General features: G+C 56.6%; 19 protein-coding genes. 6 read left to right on the plus strand and 13 right to left on the minus strand.

What is annotated here, in order from left to right; translation table 11 throughout:
• Positions 1-154 precede the first annotated feature (154 nt).
• Both K1558_RS17310 and K1558_RS17315 read left to right on the plus strand, forming a co-directional pair.
• Positions 155-1510: an MFS transporter gene (locus tag K1558_RS17310; RefSeq protein WP_238652897.1), complete on the plus strand. Its 1356-nt coding sequence runs from the start codon at positions 155-157 to the stop codon at positions 1508-1510.
• Positions 1511-1540: 30 nt separating this feature from the next.
• Positions 1541-2296: a PIG-L deacetylase family protein gene (locus K1558_RS17315; protein WP_238652898.1), complete on the plus strand. Its 756-nt coding sequence runs from the start codon at positions 1541-1543 to the stop codon at positions 2294-2296.
• Positions 2297-2360: 64 nt separating this feature from the next.
• On the opposite strand, the gene K1558_RS17320 is transcribed toward K1558_RS17315, so the two are convergent.
• Positions 2361-3200, minus strand: a complete 840-nt coding sequence (locus K1558_RS17320) for a GNAT family N-acetyltransferase (RefSeq protein WP_238652899.1) — start codon at positions 3198-3200, stop codon at positions 2361-2363.
• 125 nt (positions 3201-3325) lie between these two features.
• Here K1558_RS17320 and K1558_RS17325 point away from each other — a divergent pair, with 125 nt between their 5' ends.
• Positions 3326-4363, plus strand: a complete 1038-nt coding sequence (locus K1558_RS17325) for an asparaginase (protein ID WP_238652900.1) — start codon at positions 3326-3328, stop codon at positions 4361-4363.
• An 86-nt stretch (positions 4364-4449) separates the two neighbouring features.
• Here K1558_RS17325 and K1558_RS17330 read toward each other — a convergent pair whose 3' ends face one another.
• Both K1558_RS17330 and K1558_RS17335 read right to left on the minus strand, forming a co-directional pair.
• Positions 4450-5850 carry a sensor histidine kinase gene (locus K1558_RS17330; RefSeq protein ID WP_238652901.1) on the minus strand — a complete coding sequence of 467 codons (1401 nt, stop codon included), beginning with the start codon at positions 5848-5850 and terminating at the stop codon, positions 4450-4452.
• A 1-nt stretch (position 5851) separates the two neighbouring features.
• Complete coding sequence (locus K1558_RS17335; RefSeq protein WP_238652902.1) at positions 5852-6556, minus strand: response regulator transcription factor; 705 nt, start codon at positions 6554-6556, stop codon at positions 5852-5854.
• A 159-nt stretch (positions 6557-6715) separates the two neighbouring features.
• Here K1558_RS17335 and K1558_RS17340 point away from each other — a divergent pair, with 159 nt between their 5' ends.
• Positions 6716-7267, plus strand: coding sequence for a hypothetical protein (locus K1558_RS17340; RefSeq protein ID WP_238652903.1), 552 nt, complete (start codon positions 6716-6718; stop codon positions 7265-7267).
• A 100-nt stretch (positions 7268-7367) separates the two neighbouring features.
• Here the strand turns inward: K1558_RS17340 and K1558_RS17345 are convergent, their stop codons facing one another.
• The 4 genes from K1558_RS17345 to K1558_RS17360 form a co-directional block, all read right to left on the minus strand.
• Positions 7368-8948 (minus strand): amino acid permease, encoded by a 1581-nt coding sequence (locus K1558_RS17345; RefSeq protein ID WP_238652904.1) that lies wholly within the window; start codon positions 8946-8948, stop codon positions 7368-7370.
• 144 nt (positions 8949-9092) lie between these two features.
• Entirely contained in the window at positions 9093-9935 is an 843-nt protein-coding gene (locus tag K1558_RS17350) for a methyl-accepting chemotaxis protein (protein ID WP_238652905.1), read from the minus strand.
• Positions 9936-9972: 37 nt separating this feature from the next.
• Positions 9973-15396, minus strand: coding sequence for a diguanylate cyclase (locus tag K1558_RS17355; protein ID WP_238652906.1), 5424 nt, complete (start codon positions 15394-15396; stop codon positions 9973-9975).
• A gap of 12 nt (positions 15397-15408) precedes the next feature.
• Positions 15409-16575 carry a small-conductance mechanosensitive channel gene (locus tag K1558_RS17360; RefSeq protein ID WP_238652907.1) on the minus strand — a complete coding sequence of 389 codons (1167 nt, stop codon included), beginning with the start codon at positions 16573-16575 and terminating at the stop codon, positions 15409-15411.
• A 217-nt stretch (positions 16576-16792) separates the two neighbouring features.
• Here K1558_RS17360 and K1558_RS17365 point away from each other — a divergent pair, with 217 nt between their 5' ends.
• Both K1558_RS17365 and K1558_RS17370 read left to right on the plus strand, forming a co-directional pair.
• Positions 16793-17218 carry a VOC family protein gene (locus tag K1558_RS17365; RefSeq protein WP_238652908.1) on the plus strand — a complete coding sequence of 142 codons (426 nt, stop codon included), beginning with the start codon at positions 16793-16795 and terminating at the stop codon, positions 17216-17218.
• Positions 17219-17413: 195 nt separating this feature from the next.
• Complete coding sequence (locus K1558_RS17370) at positions 17414-17818, plus strand: CBS domain-containing protein (protein WP_238652909.1); 405 nt, start codon at positions 17414-17416, stop codon at positions 17816-17818.
• 71 nt (positions 17819-17889) lie between these two features.
• Here K1558_RS17370 and map read toward each other — a convergent pair whose 3' ends face one another.
• From map to K1558_RS17400, 6 genes are all read right to left on the minus strand, one after another.
• Positions 17890-18636, minus strand: a complete 747-nt coding sequence (gene map / locus K1558_RS17375; protein ID WP_238652910.1) for a type I methionyl aminopeptidase — start codon at positions 18634-18636, stop codon at positions 17890-17892.
• A gap of 197 nt (positions 18637-18833) precedes the next feature.
• Positions 18834-20549, minus strand: a complete 1716-nt coding sequence (gene cysI / locus K1558_RS17380; RefSeq protein WP_238652911.1) for an assimilatory sulfite reductase (NADPH) hemoprotein subunit — start codon at positions 20547-20549, stop codon at positions 18834-18836.
• Positions 20550-20579: 30 nt separating this feature from the next.
• Positions 20580-22448 carry an assimilatory sulfite reductase (NADPH) flavoprotein subunit gene (locus K1558_RS17385; protein ID WP_238652997.1) on the minus strand — a complete coding sequence of 623 codons (1869 nt, stop codon included), beginning with the start codon at positions 22446-22448 and terminating at the stop codon, positions 20580-20582.
• A gap of 249 nt (positions 22449-22697) precedes the next feature.
• Entirely contained in the window at positions 22698-23162 is a 465-nt protein-coding gene (gene lspA, locus K1558_RS17390) for a signal peptidase II (protein ID WP_238652912.1), read from the minus strand.
• 230 nt (positions 23163-23392) lie between these two features.
• Positions 23393-24367 carry an aldo/keto reductase gene (locus tag K1558_RS17395; RefSeq protein WP_238652913.1) on the minus strand — a complete coding sequence of 325 codons (975 nt, stop codon included), beginning with the start codon at positions 24365-24367 and terminating at the stop codon, positions 23393-23395.
• A 15-nt stretch (positions 24368-24382) separates the two neighbouring features.
• Positions 24383-24592: hypothetical protein (locus K1558_RS17400; RefSeq protein WP_238652914.1), on the minus strand; the 210-nt coding region annotated here is incomplete at its 5' end.

Below are 24592 nucleotides of genomic sequence, written 5' to 3' on the forward strand. Positions count from 1 at the left end.
CAAGTAGAAACGGCTTTGCCGTCCTTATAAGGACGGCACCCGTTTCAGCGAGAAATATAAGGATAAGTTATCATGTGCAACATATAAATTCTTATATTTGGAGCAAAGGGGGCCCCCCCCCCCCTCCCCCATCCTGCGCGAAAAGAGGCCTTCCATGACAACCAAAGTACCCGTGGCCGAAAAAGTGATTTTCTCCGGCGGTCTCCTGGGCCAGAACATGCTGTATAGCTTCATCTCAATGTACATTCTGTTCTTCTATACGGATCTGCTGGGGATTCCGGCTGCTGCAGCCAGTGTCATACTGGTGGTCGCCAGCATCTTCGATGCCTGTCTTGATCCGGTGATGGGCATGATTGCCGACAAGACCCGCTCCAGGTGGGGCAAGTTCCGGCCTTATCTGCTGTTCGCCCCTTTCCTGATTGCGCTGGCGACAGTAGTCTGCTTCTGGGACTTTAGCGGCACGCCTGCCGTGACGCTGGTGATCGCTACCGTATCGTATCTGCTCTGGGGCCTGCTGTACACCGTCTGTGACACTCCGCTCTGGGCTTTATCGTCCGTTATCTCCAGAGATCCGGGGGAACGTACCTTATTCGTCACCTTGGGCAAAATCGGCGGCACTCTCGGTGCGGTTATCATCACGGTGGGCGGCATCCAGCTTCTGCTCGCCTTCGGCGGTGAACGGAGTTCCCATGCCTACCTGTATTCAGCCATTGTGATCGGGTTCATCGCTGCGCTGTCCATATTCCTGACCGGAATGTTCACCAAGGAACGGGTCACCCCATCCGCCGAGACCATCCCGTTCCGCCGCAATCTGCAAACGGTGTACACCAACAAACCTCTGCTCACCCTGCTGGCTTCGCTGCTGATTATCAACCTGGTGAACGGAATCCGGCAGAGCATCCAGCTCTATTACGTAGTTTATGTATGGGGGAATGCGGGGTACGCCACACAGGTTGGAATCAGCCTGGTGGCCGGTATGCTGCTGGGGATGATGGCTACGCCGCCGCTGCTGCGCCGCCTGTCCAAGAAGAAGGTATTCATTGTCTCCTGCATTCTGGGGAGTATCTCCTGTATCCTGCCTTATCTAATCGGAGATCATCAGGTGCTGCCCACGCTGATATGGTTCGGAGTCAGCTTCTTCTTCACCGGCATGACCACCATTGTAAGCACTTCAATGCTGCTGGACACCATTGATTATTCAGAGTGGAAGCTTGGCTTCCGGGGCGAAGGGATCGTGTTCTCTACGAACACTTTTGTCACCAAGTTCAGCGGGGCGTTGTCGCGGCTCATTATCGGCGCCGGCCTGAGCTTACTCAGCTATGTGGAGAACCAGCCGGCTACGCCGCAGCTGCAGGATGGCCTTAGCCTCATCATGTTCCTGGTGCCCGCCCTCTGCTTCCTGGCGGCTATCCTGCCGATTCTGTTCTACAATCTGAACGACCGGCAGCGGGTGCAGATTCAGAACGAGCTGGAGCATAACCGGACCGTACAAGCTGTGAAGCAGAGCTAAAATCATACTATTCAATAGGAGCGATTAGAGATGGAATTATCCGAAATGTCTGCCCTGATGTCACCGCCCGATCTGAGCGGCTGCCGCAGAATCCTGTGTATTCAGCCGCACCCGGACGACAACGAGGTGGCAATGGGCGGCACGATTGCCTCGTTCGCGGAGAAGGGCTGCGAGATTCACTACTTGACCGTCACCAGCGGCGACCTGGGGGCAGCCGACGCGCATACCTCCTCAGCCGGTATCGCCGCAATCCGCGCACTTGAACTGGAAGCAGCCGGGCGGTCGCTGGGAGCCACCGCGTTCCACCAGTTGGATCACGGGGACGGCACACTGGAGCATATTCCGGCACTCGCGGGAGAGATTGCCGAGGTGATCCGCACCATGCAGCCGGATGCCGTGTTCTGTCCTGACCCGTGGCTGAGCTATGAGGCGCATTATGACCATATTGTCACCGGCAGGGCGGCCGCCCACGCCTTCCTGTCCTCCGGGCTGCCGCTTTATCCGAGAGGGACCAGCACCCAGCCCTGGCAGCCGAAGGCCATCGGCTTCTATCTGACGGCTGAGCCTAACACGGTGATTGACATCACGGACCACTTCGAGCGAAAGTTCGCAGCCATGGCCCTTCACCGCAGCCAATTCAGCGGGGAGATGCTGGCGATGTACCGGATCTACTTCCGGGAGCAGGGCCGCCAGCTGGCTGAAGGCCGAGGCTTCGGGCTGGGAGAAGGCTTCAAGGTACTGTCCCCGCTGCATCTCCACTGCTTCGTGGATGCCCGGCGGATCTAGGGTGACAGACAAAAGAGCAGCAAGCCTCCTAACTGGAGATTTGCTGCTCTTTATATAAGGGGAACTATGGCAACCGGTAGTAGGGGATGGTCCGCAGCGGCTTGAAGCCCAGCTTCTGCGCCAGTCGGTAAGAGCCTGCATTCTCCATACGGCAGCCCCACACTGGCTCCAGTCCCTGCTCCAGACAGTAATCGATGAGCGCACAGCATACAGAGAAGGCGAAGCCTTTTCCCCGGTGGGCTGCAGCCGATTCTATGCCGATCTCCAGCTGCTCCGCTGTACGGTAGGCTGAGAACGCACTTGAAGCATCTTCCCCCTCCCAGCGCAGGGTGTAGCCTACGCCTGAATTCAGAAAGTGTTCTGCATCACGCCAGAAATACCGGGGAATGACCAGTCCCGTCTGTTCGCCGAACCCCTCACCGTTCATCAGTCTTATATCGGCATCCTGCCGGAACCATTGCTTCCTGGCCTCCCGGTAGACTTCTGCGTCAAAAGTAAAATTCACCCGGGTATGCGTGTACATCCGGCGCCGGCCCGCCGCTTCAGGCTGAAGATCCTCCTGATCAAGCTGCGCATTATGCTCCTTCACTACAGCTTCGAGCAAAGGCTCCCAGCCGCCTGCCGGATCGGCCTGCAGCCATTCGGCTGAAGCTCTGCGTCCCGTCTCGTTAGTCATATACTCCTTTAATCCCCTATTGAACTCTTCATTGCCAGAATCTCCATAGATCAGTGACATCCCATATTCATGAGTAACATAGAAGGTACGCGGGCTCTGCACACAATCCACATAGACATAACCTGTTGTCTGCCCCTTCAGCACGGCTTCGGCGAATAATGTGTTTATTTTCACTTGTCCTAACGGCGGCAGTGCCAGATCATAGTACCGGCGGTCCAGCTTGAGCATGGTCCTCTCCTCTTTTCTGTGATTAACTATATGTATTATACCTTGTCTCCGCAGAAGCTGTGTTATAATACATTGATTGTTCTTCTATTCCCTTAAATCAATATCACCTTGAAAGGAAATTACCTATGATTAATCATATACCTGAAGTGAATTTCACTACTTCTCCTTACTATAATCCCAGCCTCAAAAATGTCGTCATTCTGGCGACCGGCGGCACCATTGCCGGCAGCGGCGAAGCGCACAAAACGCTGAATTACGAGCCCGGCGCACTGCCTGTGCAGGATCTGCTGGACAGCGTGCCGCATCTGGAGCGGCTGGCGAATTGTGCAGGCGTACAGGTCAGCAATCTGTGCAGTGCCGATATTACCAGCGAACACTGGCTCACGCTGGCTGCTTACATTAATACGCTGGCCCTGCGGGAGGACATACACGGATTCGTGATTACTCACGGCACCGACACGCTGGATGAGACCTCCTACTTCCTGAACCTGGTGATCAAAACCGATAAGCCGGTCATTATCACCGGCTCCATGCGTCCGGCTACCGCCATCAGTGCAGACGGGCCGCTGAATCTGTACCAGTCGGTGGCGCTCGCAGCCAATCCCGAAGCCCACGGTCAGGGTGTAATGGTTGTCTTCGCCGAAGGCATCTACAGCGGCCGTGATGTCCAGAAGGTGAACACCTTCAAGGCCAATGCCTTCGATGAGCGCGATTTCGGCTGCCTGGGCTATATGCGCGACAGCCATGCCTTCTTCTATACCCGCACGCTTAAGCGGCATACCACCGCAGCGCAGTTCGACGTGTCGGGCATGACCTCGCTGCCGGAGGTGTCGGTAGCTTACTTCCATGTTGATGCGAATCCTGGCATTCTCGATTATCTGGCGACCATCTCCAAGGGCATCGTGATTGCCGGAGCAGGCGGCGGCATCTACAGCAAGCCGTGGATCGACAAGGTTGGCGAGCTGAAGAACAATAACATCCCTGTCGTCCGCTGCTCGCGGATCTCCAGCGGAATCACACTTAAGGACTCGTACATTGACTTGTCCGCCAATTCCATTCCCTGCAACAGCCTGGTCCCGCAAAAAGCCCGAATTCTGCTCTCCCTTGCGCTGACACAAACCACCGGCTACGAGGAGATTGCGGCCATGTTCAACGAGTACTGAACAATTGGAGTCACTTAAAAGGGTGTCCCGTTAGCCATATCATGGCGCGGGACACCCTTTTGTCTGTGAAGTTGGCAGGAGGGCGCTCAGCCCGTTGCAGGCGGAAATTGAAAGGTGAGGACTGCACCGCTGCCTTCGGAGCAGTTCCGGGCATTAAGGCTTCCGCCGCAGCGTTCCACAATGGCGCGCGAGATGGCCAGCCCCAGCCCGGACTCGCCGTTCTTGCCTTTGACGAATCTGTGGAACAGGCTGGGCAGCAGCTCCCGCGGAATGCCCGGGCCGTCATCCGACACTGTTAATCTAATCCCTCCCTTGTCTGCACCCGCCTTAATATATATATTCTTGCCGGCGTAACGCGCAGCATTGGTTAATACATTCAGCAAAGCCTGAAGCAGCTTATCCCGGTCAGCCTGCATCGCCAGCCCGGCACCTCCGGCAATCTCCGTATGCAGTACGAGCTGTCTGCGCACCAGCAGCGGATTGACCCGCTCAACGGCTTCAGTCACCAGCTCCTCCAGCCTGAATTCCACCGGCCGGAAAATGTCCTCCTCGCTGTCCAGCTTGGCCAGAAGTGTCATTTCCCCGACCAGATCCCGCAGACGTCCGCTTTCACCCAGGATAATATCCAGCCCTTTACGGACATCTTCGCCTTCAAACACCCCGTCCCGGATGCCTTCTGCATACCCGGCTATCGACATCAGGGGAGATTTCAGCTCATGGGAAGCATTCTGGAAGAACTGCTTCTGCACCCGGTTGAACCGGTCCAGTTCGCCGGCCATTTCATATACAGCCCGGGCTACAGAGCCGATCTCGCCGCCTGCCCGGATCAGATTCACCTCGGCAAAACGCCGGTTTTTCACTTTTCCCAGCTCCTGGCGCAGGCTCATCAGCGGATGAATCAGCTTTCTGGTAATGAACAGGCTGAACAGGAACATCACGGCTGCACCGACGGCGAAGACAAGGATCAGGCGTTTGAGCAAGGCCTGCTCAATGGCCTGGATTCTGCTGACCGGGGTCAGCAGGGTCAGCTTCCCTTGGGGAAGCGCATTGACCTGCACCAGGTAACGCCGGTCACTGCCATCCCATAAGTTCTGGAGAGTATACGGCTCCGCAGCGGCTACGCCAGTCCTTCCGTGGTCCAAGCCCGAACCCTCCGGGTCGGGCCCCGAGACCACGTTTCCTTGCTGATCCGTCACAATGGCCTGCACTCCGCTGGATAGCGTAGCATAAGGAGCGGTTAGCATTATACTTTCCGGCACTTGCCCAGCCCCTGCAGCGGGAAGGGGCTGCTGCTGCAGGCTGGCAGTCAGCGTAGCGCCCAGCGTCCGCAGTCCCTCCTGCTCCTTGCCGATGAAGTGATCCATCAGCACCCAGTGAATCAGTACTCCGGTGATAGACAGGACAAGCAGCAGAGACAATCCAAACGCAGTATTAATTTGATGTACCAGCTTCATGTGCTTCATCCGACCTTTGAGCTTCGCCATCATGCTAGTCCCTCCCTTCTCTCATCCGGTAGCCGTGTCCCCAGACCGACTCCAGCGGCAAATCGCTGATTTTTTTGCGGATACGCTTGATCAGATGGTCAACCGCCCGGTCACTGCCGAAGTAATCATCCCCCCAGACCTGCCTAAGCAGCTCTTCCCGCGTAAACGCCCGGTTTGGATGCCCGGCAAACACATGCAGCATCAGGAACTCCTTACTCGTCATCTCTACCTCTGATCCATGCCAGAAGCATCTTCTCTCTTCCGGAAGCAGCCGCAAGCCGCCCAGCTCAATCCCCGGGGCGAGCGGAAGAGCCGCCGTAACCCGGGGCTGCCGGAGACGCTCCCACCTCTCCAGTTGGCGCCGGATCCGGGCCACCAGCTCACGGGGACTGAACGGCTTGACCAGATAATCGTCGCTGCCAAGCTCAAGACCGAGTATTTTGTCCACCTCGTTATCCTTCGCTGAGATCATAATAATCGGAACCTCCGCTTCATCGCGGATCCGCCTGCACAGTTCGTACCCGTCCATCCCCGGCAGCATAATATCAAGCACCCACATATCCGGAGGAGCGCTGGTCCACAATTCCCAGGCCTCCTCGGCACTTCCCAGGCCAATGGTGCGGAAATTCTCCTTATGTAAATAAGCTTGTACCAGATTGCGTATATTCTCATCATCGTCCACAACGGCAATGACCGCCATATTATTCATTCCAAGCACCCTCCAAGGTTTTCTCTGCTCTATTATAGCAAGCTGCCGGAGGCGGTAGGGCTCTGCCATTGTTTTTCCACAAAGCGGCCCATTTCCTGCCACAGAAGAACGCTATATTAGGAGCTGTAAGACAACCATACAGATGAGGAGTGTTAATTTATGAACCGCTTGATCTTTAGAAAAATGGCCCTGTCCACCCTGCTGCTGTCCTCCATTGCCACCCCGGTGTTCGCCGATGCCGGTAACGTTCCGGGACAGACGGCAACCCCCGCTGTCACGTCTACCGCCGCTGCCGTTGTTACTGAACAAGGCACTACCCTGGTTGCTTCCTCCTTCCCCGGCCTGCTGGCTCTGGCGGAGCGCTATGCACCGGATACGGTTCAGGATTGGACCGACACGCTTAGCAGATACAATACGGCGGCCGGTATTGACGTGAAAATTATTAACCTTGATGCAACAGGGCAAGTTCCAGCGGCTACAGCATCAGCTGTTTCTGTGAGCCTTACTTCCGCCGGACATAACGGCTCTATAGCCATTGAAGCCGCTGCTCCGTCCATGCTGCCAATGTTCGAAGACAACGAATTCTTCCAAGCTCAGACAGAGCTATTGAAGTTTGTAGAATCCAAGGATGCCGCAGCGGTCAAGCAGGCCCTGGCTGGTTTGCTGTCACAGTATAAAGAGCATGCCGCCAAGATGGAAAAAGCCAAGTAAACAAGGTTACGAAAAAACAGCCGGAGCGTCCGCTTAAGGACATTCCGGCTGTTCTTGTGTGGAAGATGAGTATTCATTCCGCAGTGTTCTTCCGTTGCATTCATCTCCGTCTGCGCCTTTTCTTCCTGCCTCCGGTTTGTTTCCGTCCCGCTTCTGCTTGCGGCCTGCTGCCCGTCAGCTCCTCTGCTGCTTCCATTTGTGTCCTGGCCACAGGGACGTTCACTTGCAGAGATGGCTGGCGCTGCGCGCTGCGGCTGCTGCCCCTGCCTCTTGTTCTGCGCAGCGCCCCCGCCGCATAGATGCCCGTGAACAGAAGTACAAACATAATTCCAGCTGCCAGCCCCCCGCCTTGCCCGGGAATGAGCGGCATACTGGCCAGAATCGCCAGCAGGCCCCCCATCGCGAGCCATGAGCTGTAGGGATATCCCCGCAGCCCGCGCTGTCCGGCCAGAGGACGGCCGTTCTTCTGCCGCAGCCGGTAATGGCTGGCCACAATGATGAAGTAAGAGAACAGCAGCGAGAAGCCGCCGGAGCTGACCAGGAACAGATAGACGCCCTGCGGCAGCAGCAGACCAAGCCCCAGCCCGCCCAGCATCGCGCCGCCGGAGATCAGAATCCCGCGGTAGGGGATATTTGTACGGTCACGCATCCAGCCCGGTGTATGCCCTTCCTCCGCCAGAGAGCGGAGCATCCGGCCCAGACTGAATACCGAGGCCAGCATGGTGGAGAGAATAGCGGATACCAGGACCATATTCATGACGTCGCCCGTCCAGCCAAGCCCGTACAGGCTGAGCGCAGAGACGAACGGGCTAATCTCTCCCGAGACCCGGGCCGGAGGGAGCAGCAGGAACAAAGCCGCCATGGCCGCCAGATAGAGGCTGACCAGCAGCACGATCGTACGCCGGATAGCCCGCGGAATGGTAACCCGCGGATTACCGGTCTCCGAGGCGGCCAGCCCCAGCACCTCGAAGCCTGCATAGGTGAACATCACCATGAGCATACTGCCCGCGATTCCGGCAATCCCGCCGGAGAAAAATCGCTGTCCCCGCAGCATATTCAGCCCTGCCGTTTCCGCCGCTCCTGTAGTTCTCCCGATAATTCCGGCAACGATAACGAGCGCAAGCACAATAAATGCAGCGATGGCCAGCAGCTTGAAAGCGGCCAGTCCGCTCTCCAGCCTGGAGAGCCGCTCGGCCCCCAGCAGATTGAGCAGCGTAACCAGCACGATGATTCCTGCACCAGCCGCCGCCAGCGGCAGTGCGGGGAACCAGCCCCGCAGCAGAATGGATACTGCTGTCGCCTCACTGGACATCGCAAGCACAAGGCCGGTCCAGTAGACCCAGCCCACCATGAAGCCCGCTCCACGGCCGAAGGCCTGCTCGGTATACGTGCGGAACGAGCCCGACGCCGGATTCGCCACCGTCATCTCCGAGAGGGCAGACAAAATGCAATAGACCAGCATGCCGCCGATCACATAAGCCAGCAGCACAGAGGGACCTGCCGCCCGGATGGCCACAGAGGATCCCAGAAAGAATGACCCGCCCACCACCGTCCCGAGCGCCAGCATCGTCAGCTGCCAGACGGATAATCCTTTTGAACCGTGGGTACCGGACTTTCCGGCCTGATCCTTTGCGGCACGCTTCGCTGCCCCCGCTTGCTTCTCCTGCCTTCCTTGCTCCATACACTTCATCCTCCCGGAAACTGAGATAACAGAAGTATCTGCAGATTCCCGGAATCTTAGCCGGAAGCCGCTCCAAAAAAAGGGATTTCACAGGATAACGGTTCAGTCCCGTTCCCGTGAAATCCCTTCCGCCTGTCCTCCGGCCTAGATCAGCCGCGCAATGCCCTCAATCTCTACCGCTGATGCAGCAAGCTGCTCCATGGAGGCGGTAATCTCTTCAGTTGCCGCCGCCTGGCGTTCACTCTGAGCCAGACAATCCGTCAGAATCGCATCCATCCGGCTGATCTTCTGCTTGATCATCTGCAGAATACCGGCGATATCCTTCGCCGAGGAAGCACTGGAGACCGACATCTTGCGGATCTCCTGGGCCACAATGCCGAAGCCGCGGCCGTGCTCCGCGGCATGGGCCGCCTCAATTGCCGCGTTCAGCCCGAGCAGATTCGAGTTCTCTGCCACTTTGCGGATGAAATCCAGAATCTCATCGGTCTGCTGCAGATCCTCCACCACCTTCTGCCCCAGGTCTTTCAGATCGCTCACCGTGCCGGCAAGCTCCGAAGCTGTGCCGGCAATCTCCACCGAGGTCGAGCTGATCTCATCCGAAGTTACTGCCAGAGCGTTCGCCGCCTCACTTAACGTCACCTGATTGCTGAGGCTGATACCGATCGTGAACACGCCAGTCACTGCACCGTCCCGGTCCCGGATTGGCATGGAGGAGGACTTGAAGGGCAAGCCGTAGATTTCTTTGGGCAGGGTGCCGCTGACTTCTTCCCCGCTGTCCAGCGCAGCGCGGATGCCTCCGCTTGCCGGCACAGGAGTTCCCGGTTCAATCCGGGCATCCAGTTCTCTGCCCGGCAGATAATACAGGAATTTCTCCGTATCTGCCAGGGCAAACATAACATCCAGCGGAAAGAGACGCTGCACCAGCGGCAGAGAGCGCTCAAGCGCCTCCTGCAGCTGGTCCATTTCTGATCGTTCTTCGGTATTCATAAGCTCAACAGCTCCCCGGGTTTAAATTTATGTATCTCTATCTCTCGAACAAAGTGACACGGTTGCGGCCTTCCGCCTTCGATTGATACAGCGCGTCGTCGCCCAGCTTATAGATATCCCCCTCGCGGAGTCCGTCCGCAAGCACAGAGGCTACGCCGATGGAGACGGTGATTCTGGCATACTCCGGGCTGCGGTCATGACGGATGCCAAGCTCTGCGATCCTGCGCCGGATCGACTCGGCGTACTCCCTCGACTGGACCGGGGTGAACCCGGACAATACAATACCGAACTCCTCTCCACCCAGACGGAAGGCGACTCCGCCCGCCTGTTCAGCCAGCTCCTTCAGCAGTCCCCCCACCCGGCGCAGGACTGAATCTCCTTCGTAATGCCCGTAGGTGTCGTTGTATTTTTTGAAATAATCGATATCAAGCATCAGGTAGGTCAGATACCGCTGCTGCGCTGCCGCCCGGCTGACCTCTTCAAGGAATACCTTGTTGAAATATCTTCGGTTATACAGTCCGGTTAATTCATCGGTAATCGAGATTTGCTCGATCAGGCCGATATACTTGTTCAGCTCCTCGTTATTCCATTCCAGCTCCTTCGTCCGCTCGGCCACCAGCTCCTCCAGATGCTCCTTGTGCCTCCGCAGCTCCTCCTCGGCCTTCTTGCGCTCGGTAATATCCTTAACCGTCCCCTGAATCGCAGGCTCGCCCATATACATAATCCGCACGACCTTGTGTATGACAATAAGCTCACGGGTCTTGTCCTTATGCATCAGCCGGGTCTCATATTCGCCGGGCACCTGCTTGCCTTCGACTCTTCTCGCATAATAATGCATGACCTTCTCCCGTTCGGAGGGGCTGATGAAATGCTCGAAGGGCTGCTCCAGCATCTCGTCCGCCCGATAGCCCAGCATTGCAGCCAGCGCCTCATTCACATAGACCAGACGCTTCTTCCGGGTGACAAATACCCCGTCCTGTAAATTGCTGACCAGCTGCCTGTATTTCTCCTCCGAACGCTCCAGCTCCGTATACAGGCTGGCATTCTCCAGCGAGAACACCATCTCCCGGGACAGCAGATTGATGATCTTCATCCGCTCCTGGGTGAATACCCCTGTGACCAGATTGTTCTCCAGATAGATGATGGCGATCGTCTTGTTCTGGTTGATCAGCGGCATACAGACCATTGATTTGGGCTGATGCTTCACGATATAGGGATCATTCACGAACGGAGTCTCCGAGTAGGCGTCATTATAGATCAGGCTCTCCCGGCTCTCCTCCACCTGTCTGAGCACCGCAGCGGGCAAATAATCCGGCGGCGGTGATTCATGCATCCGCACGGAGATTCTGTCGGTATCGGCCTTGTACTCCCCTTCCACCAGCAGACTGGCTGCCGACGTCATCAGGATACATCCGCGCTGGGCACCGGCATTCTTAATTACAATCTCCATCAGCGCCTCCAGCAGGTTGTTCAGCTCAATCTCCTTGGAGATCGCCTGGGAAGCCAGGATAATCGAGTTCAGATCGATGCTCTCGGTATAGTCCGTCACCGTCCGGCCGGGCAGGAATTCCTTGCTGCTGATTCTCTGGACAACCGCCGGGTACCGCTCCCGGATGAACCGGATCTTCTCCTTCGCCCCCCAGACCGAGTAGTAATATTCCGACTGTCTGAGCAGATAGGCTGAGAACTCCTTGAACCCCTTGTCATCATAAAATCTGGCCGCCAGCTCATTGCTGAGCGCCTTGTAACGGACGAATCCGCTCTGCTCGCTTGCTTCAATCGCCAGATCATAGTAATGACCGGCCCGGTCCCTGTTGCCGGATATCCGGGCCCATTCGGCCCGCATGAGATATTCGTGCTGAAGGAAGGTCTCCGGTGCATTCCTCGCCCATTTCCGGACTCGCCTGAATTCCCTGCGCATCCGGAGTCTCGCCCTGGCCTTGCCGCCTGTGCTTAAGTCCTTATAAGCATAGGCCAGATTCAGGAAGGTGTATAGGGTGAATTCCTCCATAAAAGCGGATCCGGCAAGCGTTCCGATCACCGGATAAGCCCGGTCGATGTATTTCAGCGCTTCGTGATGCTGTTCGTAGGTGAACAATAGCTTCATTTTGTAGATATAGTAAATGGCAATCCCGGAATAATACCGGGCAGCCTCCAGCTCACGCAGATAGTCCTCCTCGCTGAAGGCTTCGCTGTTGAAGGAAGTACGGTCCGGCAGCTCACCCGCAAGGCCGAGATAATACTGGCGGGCAAGCTGCGCCGTTGCCAGTGACTCCTTGTATTTCGTGTTCTCGATCAGCGAGATCATCCGGGTGCTCTCCTGGAGTACAGCTGGGATATCCATCGACGGGTTCCAGAGATTCACATAGAAGGCTGAATGGGCCAGATAGAGCAGATCCCCTGTCTGCAGACTAGCCTCAATTGAAGCCCCGAACCAGTCCTGCAGTGTATCCCAGGGTTCGGTCCAGACGTGGCTGAACAGTGTATATAGAACATGAGCCGCGCTGGTCCACTGCAGGTCCTTGAACTTGTCATTAATTCTGATTCCCAGGCGCCCGTAGGCGAAGGCTCCCCGGGTATCACCGAAGCCCGACAGAAGCATGGCATAGCCAATGAACGCCAGAGCAGACTCAGGAGCGTTACCGTATTTCAGCGTCAGGCCCACCTTCTTGAGCACCACCAGACCAAACAGGGCGGTCTCGCCCGAAATAAAAGACGGCGGTATGAAGTTAATCAGCAGCCGCATAACCAGCTTCATCTCCGGGTCCTTCATCTCCGGCGCGGCAAAAATAGCCTCCGGCGACCTTCCCCTCAGTGCGGCCTTAATCCTCAGCAGTTCCTTCAGAACCGCAGCTATCCCGACCTTGTCCGGTATTCGTATGCCCAGCGCCTTCAGCCCCAGCCGGCCGGCCGCAATCGACTCGGGCATCATCCCCAGGTACATGTAATGAGTCGCCTGCATTTCGCAGATTTCCGCCCGGGCCACCCGCCCGCGGATCTGCTCCAGAAGCAGGCGGCAGGCCTGATCCGCCTCAGCGGCATGATGCGTTAGATAGCCGCACTCTGCATACAGCCGGTAGATCTCGGCGGTCTGCTCCGGCTCAGCGCTCCAGGCATCCTTCGGGAGCAACACAATTGCCGCTTCAAGCAGCAGGAAGGCGGTGTCATACCCGTAGCCCTCTTTGGCCTTCCGGGCTGCCTGCAGGTTAAGTCCGATGACCTGACTGACCTCCGCAGGTTCTGTGATGAATTCCAGCCCCTTATTCATATGCGCGGCGATGTCCACAATCCGCTCCTGAGCTTCCGCTGCTCCAAGATTCTTCAGCAGCAGCCGGCCGATACGGAGATGAAGCTGCTTCCCTTGGTCAGCGTCGAGCAGCTGATAGAATGCCTGCTGGACCCGGTCATGGGCGAATCTCAGGCGGATAGCAGCCTGCACGGCCTCAGCACCCGCTTCAGTCAGTGTGGCGGAGAATATGGCGTATCTATGATCTGCCGGCAGAAGGTACTCGTCCTGCACGGCCCGGGCAACCGCCGCCGCGATGGTCTCCGGCGGTTCCCCGGCGATCAGCGGCAGGATGCCGTAATCGAAGACACTGCCTGCCGCAGAGGCAAGCATCAGAATGCGGCGGACCTCCTCCGGCAGATGGCGGAGCTGTCCAACAAGGAAATCCACTACACTGTCATGGACAGGCAGTGCATCCAGCCGCTCCAGACTCCAGCGCCATTCCCCTTCCGGCTGGTCGAAATAGACAATCCCTTGCTTGTGCAGGTCCTTCAGCATCTCGGTGATGAAGAACGAATTCCCCTTGGAGCGCCTGAACAGCCGGGCAGCCAGTTCCTCTGCCCGCTCCAGGCTGCTGTGCAGCGTACCGGCTACCAGACGCCGGATATCCTGCTCTTTCAGCGGCTGCAGGTGAATCCGGCTGACCTTGCGGTTCTTGCCGATTCTGTCTATGACCGTGAACAGCGAATGTCCGTCATGGATTTCGCTGTCCCGGTAGGAGCAGACGACAAACAGCCGCTGCAGATGATAATCCAGCACCAGCTTCTCCACCAGCTGGAGGCTGGAATAATCGGCCCACTGGACATCATCCAGGAAGAGAACCAGCGGGCGGCCGCGCCGGGTGATTCCCTCCACCAGCCTGGCGAAGGTCAGGAAGAACCGGTTCGTCTCCTCCGCCGGACCCAGCGGCTCTACCCCCGGCTGCACACCGATCCAGGCGGACAGCTCAGGAATCAGACCGGTAAGGACACCGCCGTTGCCGCCCATGGCCTGACTCAGCGAACGGCCCGCCTCCCGCATTCCTTCCTCATCGGGATTCTCCAGCAGCTGGCGGATCAGCCTGCGGAATGCCTGAATGATCGCGCTGTAAGGAATGTTCTTGTTGTACTGGTCGAACTTCCCTTCAGCGAACAGCCCTTGTTCGCGGCTGATCGTCCGGTGCAGCTCATGAACCAGCGCTGTTTTGCCGGCACCCGCATCACCGGAGATAAGCATCAGCTGCGCATTCGCTCTGACACTGCTGCGAAGCGCCTCCTCAAGGAGCGACAGCTCCTGCTCTCTGCCGACAAGCCTCTGGGGAATACGGAAGGTATCCAGGCGGTCCTCCGTCCCCACCGGGAAATCCTCGTCCCCTTCCAGACATTTCTTCAGATCGGCCTTAATCCCGTAGGCGCTGCGGTATCTGTCCTCCGGTGACTTCTCCAGCAGCTTCATAATGATGGCAGACAAGCCGCCGGAGACCCTGCCGCCGGAGAGCTTGGCGGGAGAGACCGCCTCCTTGGCGATGATGGAATAGATCTGCTCCAGCATCTCCGGTGACTCAAACGGCCGCACGCCGGTCATCATCTCGTAGAGAACGACACCGAAGGAGTAGTAGTCGCTGCGGTAATCAATGCTGCGGTTCATCCGGCCGGTCTGTTCGGGGGAAATGTACAGCAGACTCCCCTCCAGCACGCCGCTGTTCTGGAACTCCCTTGTCTCGCGGGGCAGCTTGACCGCCAGGTCGAAGTCAATGACCTGCACGATATCCTGCTCCCGGTTCCAGATGATATTCGACGGCTTGATGTCCTTATGGATCACGTTCTGTCCATGGACCCAGGCCAGAATATCTGTAATCTTGACCGCCAGCTTCAGCAGGTCTGCCTGATCCGGCTGTTCCTCCGCCAGAATCCGCTTGAGCGAACGTCCTTGAATATCCTCCAGCACCATCATATACAGCCCGCTGCGCTCTTCAAGCTTGAGCGGGCGGATCACGCCTGCAGATGATCCGCTCAGCTCTGCCAGCAGCTTATACTCCTGCTTGAAGCGCAGAACGGCTTCCGTTCCTGCATACTCCGATTTCAGTACCTTCAGAATGACCGTTCCGCCGGAGGAAGCCTCACGGCACCGGTACACCGCTTTTACAGTTTGATCTGAAATGGTCTCCAGGACCTCGTAATTGGCAATAACCATCATTGGACTTCACCTCTAGCCGGGTTCTCCCGCAACTTCAATATCCGCATCGAATTTAAACACATAGGCAGCAATCAGCCAGATAATCCAGCAGTTCAGCCCGAAGAATAGATAACCGAAGTACCCGAGCAGCGGCATTTCGGAGAAGATATGAATTTTGTCCAGATAAGGTACAGAGTATTTCCAGTAGTTAGGATTGGTCGGGGCATCGTCATGGAACCATTCGCTGCCGAAGTTCCACAGCTCCCAGAAGAAGCCGTTGAACAGCGTAGCCAGCCCGACAAGAATCACCTTCGACCAGTCGCCGTTCTTCACCGGGGTGAAGGGAGTCCAGTACCCGGCAAGCGCCATCGCCGCAGACAGCATAGGCACAAGCGCCACCCACAGCACCCAGAAGAGCAGATAAGGATAATAACCCATCCCGAAGGCCAGAATCAGCCCGAGTATGTAATAGACAATCAGCCACGTGCGGGACACCCTCAGCTTCGGGCCGCTGCTGTAGCGGGTGCGAAACACTCGGAAGGTTCTCAGAAGAAGATACCACTCGAAGATGGCCGGCAGCACTGTGGTATAGGACAAGGAGAACCAGAACACATTGCCGAAGTTCGAGAAGACCTCATTATTGGGATAATACCAGTTCTCCAGCACGAAGAAGTTGAGGTATTCAAAAGCAAACCAGCTGAAGCAGGACACCACGGCCAGCAGCTGCATAACATGGGGCTTGCGTGAGATGATCGAGGCTCCCCCGTTCCTCCGGTAGACCAAGCCGTCCAGTATCAGAATAAAGGACCACCAGAGCGGCACAAACGTGTAATACTCCAGCGAGATGGACAGCTTCACCCGGCCCCACATCAGCAGCCAGCTCACCGCCAGCACCGGCAGGCTCCACCAGAACCAGACCGGATAAGGGGGAGGGGCTCCTTCCTTACGGGGAGCTTCGGCCGTCTTCTTGAAGCCGAACCAGCTTGGAAAAACAAGAATCAGGGTGATCATCAGCGCTACTACGCAAGCAAATGAGAAATACAGCAGGCTGAATCCCGGGTCCGCTTCGACCTTCTGGGCAGGGAAATCACCGTAGCCGGGCGGCATCCCCTTCCACTTCGCCACACTCCCCAGCAGAGGCAGCAGAAAGATCAAACCGAAGGTGATGATCAGAAATAATGTCTTTTTCCATGTGTTCATTGTGCATAACCCCGCTTAGATGTGTAGTCAAAAGTCGAATTTTGTTGGTATTCGCTATAATTCGATAACACACCAGATTATTCCTGCTGGAGCTATGCAAAAAAATGATGAGCCGTCTGCATTGCACCCCTCCCGAATATTCAGAATGGGACAGGCGCATGATACAATAAGTCCGTAACATGCCCTGCCTTAATTTCACACAAGAGGAGTGACAGATGTGGCAATTAATGTGTACCTGAATTTCAATGGCAATACCCGGGAAGCGGTGGAGTATTACGCTGAAGTGTTCGGGACCGAACCACCGCATATCATGACCTTCGGCGAAGCTCCGCCCGATCCGTCCCATCCGGTGCCGGAAGCAGCCAAACACCTCGTCATGCACGCCAATCTGATGATTGCCGGCAGTCCGGTGATGTTCTCTGATGTGTTTCCGGGGATGCCGTTTACGGAAGGGAATAATATCAGTCTGACGGTGACAGATGCCGATGAAGAGAAGATTCGCCACTGGTTCAATAAGCTGAAGGAAGGCGGAACAGTACACATGGAGCTGCAGAAGACCTTCTGGAGCAATGCGTACGGGAACCTCAAGGACAAATTCGGCATTCACTGGCAGCTGAGCCACGATAACGGGACGAATAGCTAGACTTGTTCTTTTCCGCTTTTACACAGGCTCAGGATATGTCTGCTTCTCCCACGGAGGCGGCATATCCTTTTTTGTATACGTCTTCCCGTAGTTTATTTCAAAGTTGTAACCTCATTTTTGATGCGCTTACATCCTGTTCTATGTTTTAATTGTAATAAGTTGTGTAACACATCCTTCTGTAAAGGAGACTGACCTATGGAAATATCCTCTTTCTTGCTGCCCAAGGATCAGGTGGCGTACATTACCTCCTCGATCTCCATGCGTGAAGCATTGGAACAGCTGGAGAATCATTACTACTCCGCCATTCCGATTATTGACGAAGCAGGCAAATATGTTGGGACCCTGTCGGAGGGCGACCTGCTCTGGAAACTGAAGAACACCGAAGGCCTGACTTTTGAGAATATGGCCGGGGTGAGCATTAGCACCATTCAGCGTCATGTGCATAACGAGAGCGTGGAGATCCATGCCCAGATGGAGGATATGCTGACCCTGGCCGCTGACCAGAACTTCGTTCCTGTAGTGGATGACAGCGGAGTCTTCCTTGGTATTATCCGGCGCAAGGATATCATCGAGTACTACACACGGAATATTACCGATTGATTCTTATGAAGAAGACGCAGCAAAGGCAGGGCCGTCCATCGGGACAGTCCTGCCTTTGCTGCGCTTCCGGCTTATAGCTCCGTCAAAATCATCGTACCCTGCGGCGTCACTGCCAGCGTATGCTCATACTGTGCGGACAAGCCGCCGTCAATGGTCCGGGCAGTCCAGCCGTCCGCATCCACCTTCGTCCGGTAGCTGCCGGTATTCAGCATCGGTTCAATTGTGAAGACCATGCCTTCCTTGATCCGCGGGCCTTTGCCGGCCGGGCCGTAGTGCGGCACTTCAGGTGCTTCATGCATCTCAGAGCCGATGCCGTGGCCGATGAAGTCACGGACGACAGAATAGCCGTTCGATTCAGCATATACTTGAATAGCATGGGCTACGTCCCCTATGCGGTTACCGGCTACCGCCTGCTCAATACCTTTGAACAGGGACTCTTTGGTCGTTGCCAGCAATTTCTCCGCCTGTTCACTAATCGTACCCACGCCATAGGACCAGGCTGAATCCGCCAGCCAGCCGTTCAGATTCACCACCATATCAATGGTGACAATATCTCCGTCCTTCAGCTCCTCATGCCTCGGGAATCCATGGCAGATCACATCATTCACGGAGGCGCAGGTGGCATACGGATAACCGTGATAGCCCTTCTGCTCCGGAGTTGCGCCATGCGAGAGGATGAACTTCTCGGCAAACTGGTCGATCTCCCAGGTGGTAATACCCGGCTTAATCAGCTTGGCAATCTCCCGGTGGCATTCCGCCAGGATGATGCCGGCTGCACGCATCTTCTCGATTTCTTCCATCGTCTTCATAATGATCATTCAATTCGCCTCTTCTGTACAGAATCCATTACTCACTATAAATAATGGCTCTTGTCTATAATGGGGTAGTGCTACTCTATATTATGTAAGAAAACTGCCGGAAATCCAAATCTGCACAACAATTAAGCCTGTTCTCCGCCAAAAAAAGCAGAAAACAGGCTCATGACTAACGTTACATCCTCAACAAGCGGGTGGCGTCAATCGTGAAAATTGAGTCCCGAGGTGACTTCCTTCACATAACCCGCGCGGATCACAAAGTCTCCGAAGTGTTCGCCGGTGCTGCGTTCCTTGGCATAACGGTGAATGATCGGCCCAAGGGTAGCCAGAATCTCCTGCTCGTCAATGTTCTCCTTGTAGAGCTTGTTTAGGCGGTCCCCGGTGAAGCCTGCTCCGAGGTACATGTTGTAGCGGCCCGGTCCCTTCCCGATGAACGCAATCTCGCCGAGCGCGGGTCTGGCGCACCCGTTAGGGCAGCCGGTCATACGGATAATGATCTCTTCATTCCGCAGACCTGCTTCATCTATGATAACCTCCAGCTTATCCAGCAGCTGCGGCAGATAACGCTCCGCCTCAGCCATCGCAAGCCCGCAGGTTGGCAGGGCCACACAAGACATCGCGCTTCGGCGCAGAGCGGAGTGGTGAGCCCCGTCCGTCAGACCGTATTGCTTGGCAAGCTCAGTGATCTTGCGCTTCTTCGCCTGGGTCACTCCGCCGATGATCAGATTCTGGTTAGGTGTGAGCCGGAAGTCTCCGCTGTGGATCTTGGCGATCTCCCGCAGGCCGGTCATCAGCGGATAACCTTCCAGATCCTGAATACGTCCGCTCTGGATATAGAGCGTCAGGTTCCATTTGCCGTCCGTTCCCTTCACCCAGCCGTAGCGGTCGCCATTATGATCGAAGTGATACGAACGTGCGGGCTCCAGCGTCCAGCCCAGCCGTTCATGCAGCTCGTCCTTGAACCAGTCCAGGCCATGGCGGTCGATCGTGTATTTGAAGCGTGCATTCTTGCGGACGGAACGGTTGCCGTAATCCCGCTGGATCGTTACTGTCTTCTCCGCCACATCTATCATTTGGTCCGGCCGGCAGAAGCCGATGATCCGTCCAAGCTGTGGATACGTATTCGTATCGCCGTGCGTCATGCCCATCCCGCCGCCGACCGAGACATTGAAGCCGGCCAGCTTGCCGTCCTCCAGAATGGCAATGAAGCCCAAGTCCTGGGAGAATACATCGACATCATTGGACGGCGGCACCGCCAGCCCGATCTTGAACTTGCGGGGCAGATAGACCGGCCCGTAGATCGGTTCAACCACTTTGCTGTCCACTACCTTCTCGCCATCCAGCCAGATCTCATGGTAAGCACGGGTACGCGGGGCAAGATGGTCGCTGATCCGTCCGGCCCATTCATACACCTCGGCATGAACCTCGGACTGATACGGATTCGGGGCGCTCATGACATTCCGGTTCACGTCGCCGCAAGCAGCCAGTGTAGTCATCAGCGTATCATTAATGGTCTTGATCGTCTTCTTGAGATTCCACTTCAGTACCCCATGCATCTGAAAAGCCTGCCGCGTCGTCAAACGCAGCGTGCCATTGCCGTACTTGTGCGCCAGCTCATCCAGCACGAGCCACTGTGCAGAGGTAGCCACGCCGCCGGGCGCGACCACCCGCAGCATGAATTGATACGCCGGCTCCAGCTTGGAGCGTTCCCGCTCGCTGCGCAGATCCCGGTCATCCTGCATATAGCTGCCGTGGAATTTCAGCAGGCGGTTATCATCCTCCGGCAATCCTCCCGTAATTGGATTGCTGAGGGTCTCCACCAGCGCCCCGCGCAGGTAATTGCTCTCCTGCTTAATATGTTCAACATCGCTCGGCGGTCCGCCAATCGGCTTCACCGCTGATTCCTTGTTCGCCATCGCTGATTCTCTCCTCCCGCTGATTCCCTCTTAATAGACGTCACGCTGATAGCGCTGCTCCTGCTGCAGATTATCCAGATAAGCGGCCGCCGCTTCGGGACTGAGCCCGCCTTCCTGCTGAATGACTGTCAGCAGCGCTGAATGGACATCATGGGCCATATGCTTCTCGTCGCCGCATACATAGACATGCGCCCCTTCCTGCAGCCAGCTGTACAGCTCCTTGCTCTGCTCCAGAATACGGTGCTGTACATACACCTTCTCCTCTGTATCGCGCGAGAAGGCAACATCCAGCCTGCTGAGGACCCCGTCCTTCAGCATCCGCTGCCAGTCCGTCTGGTAGAGAAAGTCGGTTACGAAATGCCGGTCACCGTAGAACAGCCAGGACCGCCCCTGTGCACCCAGCTCTTCGCGCTCCTCCAGGAAGGAGCGGAACGGGGCGACGCCTGTGCCCGGCCCGATCATGATAATCGGTGCATCGGGATTTGCGGGCAGCTTGAAGTTCGGATTACTCTGGATATAGACCGGCAGGGTATATCCCGGCTGAGCCCGTTCGGCACAGTGCACCGAGCAGACCCCATAACGCTCACGCCCATGCGATTCGTAACGCACCGCTCTGACGGTGAAGTGAACTTCATCCGGATTGGCTCTGAAGCTGCTGGCAATGGAGTACAACCGGGCCGGCAGCTTGCGCAGCACCGTTACGAAGCTGGCCGGCGGGATCGTCCATGGTGCATAGTCCTGAATCAGATCCAGCAGATCGCGGCCCTGGATATAGTCCTTAAGCTCCTGCTTGCGCTCTTCGGCCAGGAGTTCCTGCAGCGCAGGGGTGGAGGCCAGCTTCGCCGCCTGCTCCAGCAGCGGTCTGGTCAGCACGGTAATCTCATAATGACGCAGCAGTGCTTCACGCAGAGTGCCTTCATCGCCCTGCTTGTTCAGCGCAACGCGTTCCTCTCCGCTCCAGCCCATCGCGGCGATGATGTCTTCCACCAGCTGCGGGTGATTCTCAGGATAGACCCCGAGCGAATCGCCAGGCTCGAAGGTCAGGTCCGAGCCGGCCAGCGACAGCTCCAGATGGCGGGTCTCACGGTCTGAGCCGCGTCCGTTCAGATTCAGATTCTCCAGAATCTCGGCATGAAAAGGATGATTCCGTGAATAGACGGACTCCGGTGATCCCGCGGCCTCGGCAGCCTGAACCGCAGCCTCCGCAATCCCCGCAGTGTTCTGAACTCCGTTCAGGGCGCTGATGACCTGGCCGAACCAGTCCGCAACCGGCTCATCATAATCCAGATCGCAATCTGCACGCTGGGCTATCCGCTGTGCACCCAGCTCCGCAAGCCGCTGGTCGAAGTCCTTGCCGGTCTGGCAGAAGAACTCATAGGAGGTGTCGCCGAGGGCGAGCACCGAGTAGCGGAGGCCCGGAAGCTGCGGCGCTCTTTTGCTGTAGAGGAATTCATGGAAGGCACGCGCGTTATCCGGCGGTTCCCCTTCACCGTGGGTGCTGACCAGAAGCAGCAGATTCTCGATCTTCTTCAGTCCGGCGGGCTTGAAGCTGTTCATGGCGCTCACTGTCACCTTGAAGCCCTGCTCCTCCAGCTTGCGGGAGAGGCTTCCTGCCAGCCGCTGGCAGTTGCCGGTCTGGGAGCCGAACAATACGGTCACTTCCCGCGATGTCTGCGGCTGGGCTGCTGCGGCTTGCGGGGCTGGCGCCGCTGTTGCTGCTGTTGCTTCACCGGCAGAAGGACTGGAAGCACTGGCTGGCGCAGCATTCCCCTGCAGCGCCAGCGCTGCCAGATAACCGTTCAGCCAGACCTGCTGGGCTGGGGTCAGCGTCGGCAGAAGCTCGTTCAGCAGCTCCGCCTGGCGCTCATTAAAAGGGCTGTTCGTAACTTGTAATTGCAACAATATCGACCTCTCCTTAACGTGCAATCTTCATTCCTCTGCGTATCATGAACTCAGGCTAACACAATCCTGCGAAACGGGCAACGATGCTTATAACAAGCATTAAATAGTTATAATGGTAAATACATGCATAAATCGCACAAAAACCGGCTAAATCATAGTAAAATGCTATGATTTAGCCGGTTTCATCACGAATAGTAATAACTTGCATCAGATAAAATGATAGACCGCATCGCCGGAATCCGGCATTTATATGCTTCTGCTGGCTGCCCGGCTCCGCAAATAGTCCCATCCCAGATAAACGGCGAACAGCAGGCCGCCGGCATTAATCGCCAGATCCGCGAGATTCAGAATCCCGCCATTCTCCCCGAAGACCAGAAAGTCGGTGACCTGACGGTAGATGGCCCGGTCAATTCCGTTGCCTGCAGCCCCTCCGACCAGAAACCCGCAGGCTGCTTCAAGAAGCGGGCCGCGTATGCGTCCCTGCCGGCGGTAATAGAACACTGCGGCGATGAACAGGACTGCTACAATTGCAAAATACTGCCCGTAGCCCTGAAACAGGCTGAAGGCAGCGCCGCTGTTCTCATAATAGACAAACTGCACATGCGGACTCCAGAACGGAATCGTCTCCCCCAGCTCCATGTGGGTGCGTACCATCCATTTGGCCGCCTGATCCAGGATGAGCACCAAACCAGCTATCCAGTAAAATAACATCTGCCCCTCCCCTTCCTGCAGTACCGTCTGCCGATTAACCCAGAACCAGTCTACCACAGGAGGACAGGCGGTTTCATCTTGCTGTCTTGCGGCCTGCCTCCACCTATCCCTATATCTGCCTGCCAGCCACTTAGCAGGCGTACACAAACAGCCGGACGATTCCCTCAGGAACCATCCGGCTGTTATTATTCCTCCACCCGCAGGGTGCAGGCTCACCTGCTGAAACCAGCTTACCAGGCGTAAGCTTCCGGTGCCGGCTTGCCCGGTCCCGGGAAGATCTCGTCCAGCTTCTTCAATGTAGCTTCATCCAGCTCGATGTCCACCACCCGCAGGGAGTCCTCGAACTGCTGGATCGTGCGCGGTCCGATAATCGGCGCCGTCACTGCCGGATTCGCCAGCACCCAGGCGAGGGCTACCTGATCCTCATGCTCGCCCAGCTCCTTGCAGAGCGCGGAGAACTGCTCCAGCTGGCTGCGGTGCTGCTCCAGCTTGGCGGAACGTGCGCTGCGCACGCCTGTCTTGGAGAGAGCGTTGCGTCCCAGCAAGCCGCCGGCCAGCGGGCTCCACGGGATCACGCCCAGCCCCAGCTCCTTGGAGGCCGGCAGCACTTCAAGCTCCGGTGTCCGCTCCAGCAGATTGTACAGATGCTGTTCAGATACAAGTCCGAGGAAATGGCGTTCCTTCGCCTTGGCCTGCGCTACAGCGATGTGCCAGCCTGCGAAGTTACTGGAGCCGATATAATCGGCCTTGCCCTGTGACACAAGCACCTCAAATGCGCCCCACAGCTCGTCCCACGACACATTCCGGTCGATATGATGCATCTGGTATAATTCAATATGATCCGTCTGCAGACGTCTTAGCGAGCCTTCAAAATGCCGTCTGATCTTGTAGGCAGATAAGCCGGAACCTGAGTTGGGACCGTCCTGCTCGTCGAACATGTCATTGTAGACCTTGGTGGCCAGCACCACCTTCTCGCGCCGTCCGCCGCCCTGCTGAAACCAGCGTCCGATAATCTCCTCGGTCCAGCCCCGGCGGTCCTGGCCGCCGTACACATTAGCCGTATCGAAGAAGTTAATCCCCGCATCCAGCGCAGCGTCCATAATCCGGAAGGCTTCCTTCTCCTCCGTCTCCGGTCCGAAATTCATGGTCCCGAGACACAGCTGGCTGACCTTCAGCCCCGATTTGCCCAAATAACTGTACTTCAACGCAATTCCTCCCTTTCATTCCTGTGAGATTGGCTGCTTCACATTTACTATAAACCTTAGAGTAGACTCTAAAGCAAGTTTTGCCAGAAACATCTCCCCGCAGAGTAGAGAGTTATCGTCGCTGAGGACGCAGGAACTTTGCGGGGAGATCATTGTGATCGGTTTTCCGATTACATTTGGCCCGCGCGCCAACGCTGCTCCAATTGTGATCGGTTTTCCGATTAC

The organism is Paenibacillus piscarius (assembly GCF_022234545.1).
GTDB lineage: Bacteria > Bacillota > Bacilli > Paenibacillales > Paenibacillaceae > Paenibacillus_AQ > Paenibacillus_AQ piscarius.

Bases quoted from the DNA above. Each gene is read 5' to 3' on its own strand.
- cysI (WP_238652911.1), bottom strand. From the start codon at position 20,549: ATGGCGAACAAGGAATCAGCGGTGAAGCCGATTGGCGGACCGCCGAGC.
- K1558_RS17335 (WP_238652902.1), bottom strand. From the start codon at position 6,556: ATGAATAATATGGCGGTCATTGCCGTTGTGGACGATGATGAGAATATA.
- K1558_RS17320 (WP_238652899.1), bottom strand. From the start codon at position 3,200: ATGCTCAAGCTGGACCGCCGGTACTATGATCTGGCACTGCCGCCGTTA.
- K1558_RS17330 (WP_238652901.1), bottom strand. From the start codon at position 5,850: ATGATGGCGAAGCTCAAAGGTCGGATGAAGCACATGAAGCTGGTACAT.
- K1558_RS17325 (WP_238652900.1), top strand. From the start codon at position 3,326: ATGATTAATCATATACCTGAAGTGAATTTCACTACTTCTCCTTACTAT.
- K1558_RS17350 (WP_238652905.1), bottom strand. From the start codon at position 9,935: ATGAATACCGAAGAACGATCAGAAATGGACCAGCTGCAGGAGGCGCTT.
- K1558_RS17355 (WP_238652906.1), bottom strand. From the start codon at position 15,396: ATGATGGTTATTGCCAATTACGAGGTCCTGGAGACCATTTCAGATCAA.
- K1558_RS17310 (WP_238652897.1), top strand. From the start codon at position 155: ATGACAACCAAAGTACCCGTGGCCGAAAAAGTGATTTTCTCCGGCGGT.
- K1558_RS17340 (WP_238652903.1), top strand. From the start codon at position 6,716: ATGAACCGCTTGATCTTTAGAAAAATGGCCCTGTCCACCCTGCTGCTG.
- K1558_RS17315 (WP_238652898.1), top strand. From the start codon at position 1,541: ATGGAATTATCCGAAATGTCTGCCCTGATGTCACCGCCCGATCTGAGC.
- lspA (WP_238652912.1), bottom strand. From the start codon at position 23,162: ATGTTATTTTACTGGATAGCTGGTTTGGTGCTCATCCTGGATCAGGCG.
- K1558_RS17345 (WP_238652904.1), bottom strand. From the start codon at position 8,948: ATGGAGCAAGGAAGGCAGGAGAAGCAAGCGGGGGCAGCGAAGCGTGCC.
- K1558_RS17370 (WP_238652909.1), top strand. From the start codon at position 17,414: ATGGAAATATCCTCTTTCTTGCTGCCCAAGGATCAGGTGGCGTACATT.
- map (WP_238652910.1), bottom strand. From the start codon at position 18,636: ATGATCATTATGAAGACGATGGAAGAAATCGAGAAGATGCGTGCAGCC.
- K1558_RS17360 (WP_238652907.1), bottom strand. From the start codon at position 16,575: ATGAACACATGGAAAAAGACATTATTTCTGATCATCACCTTCGGTTTG.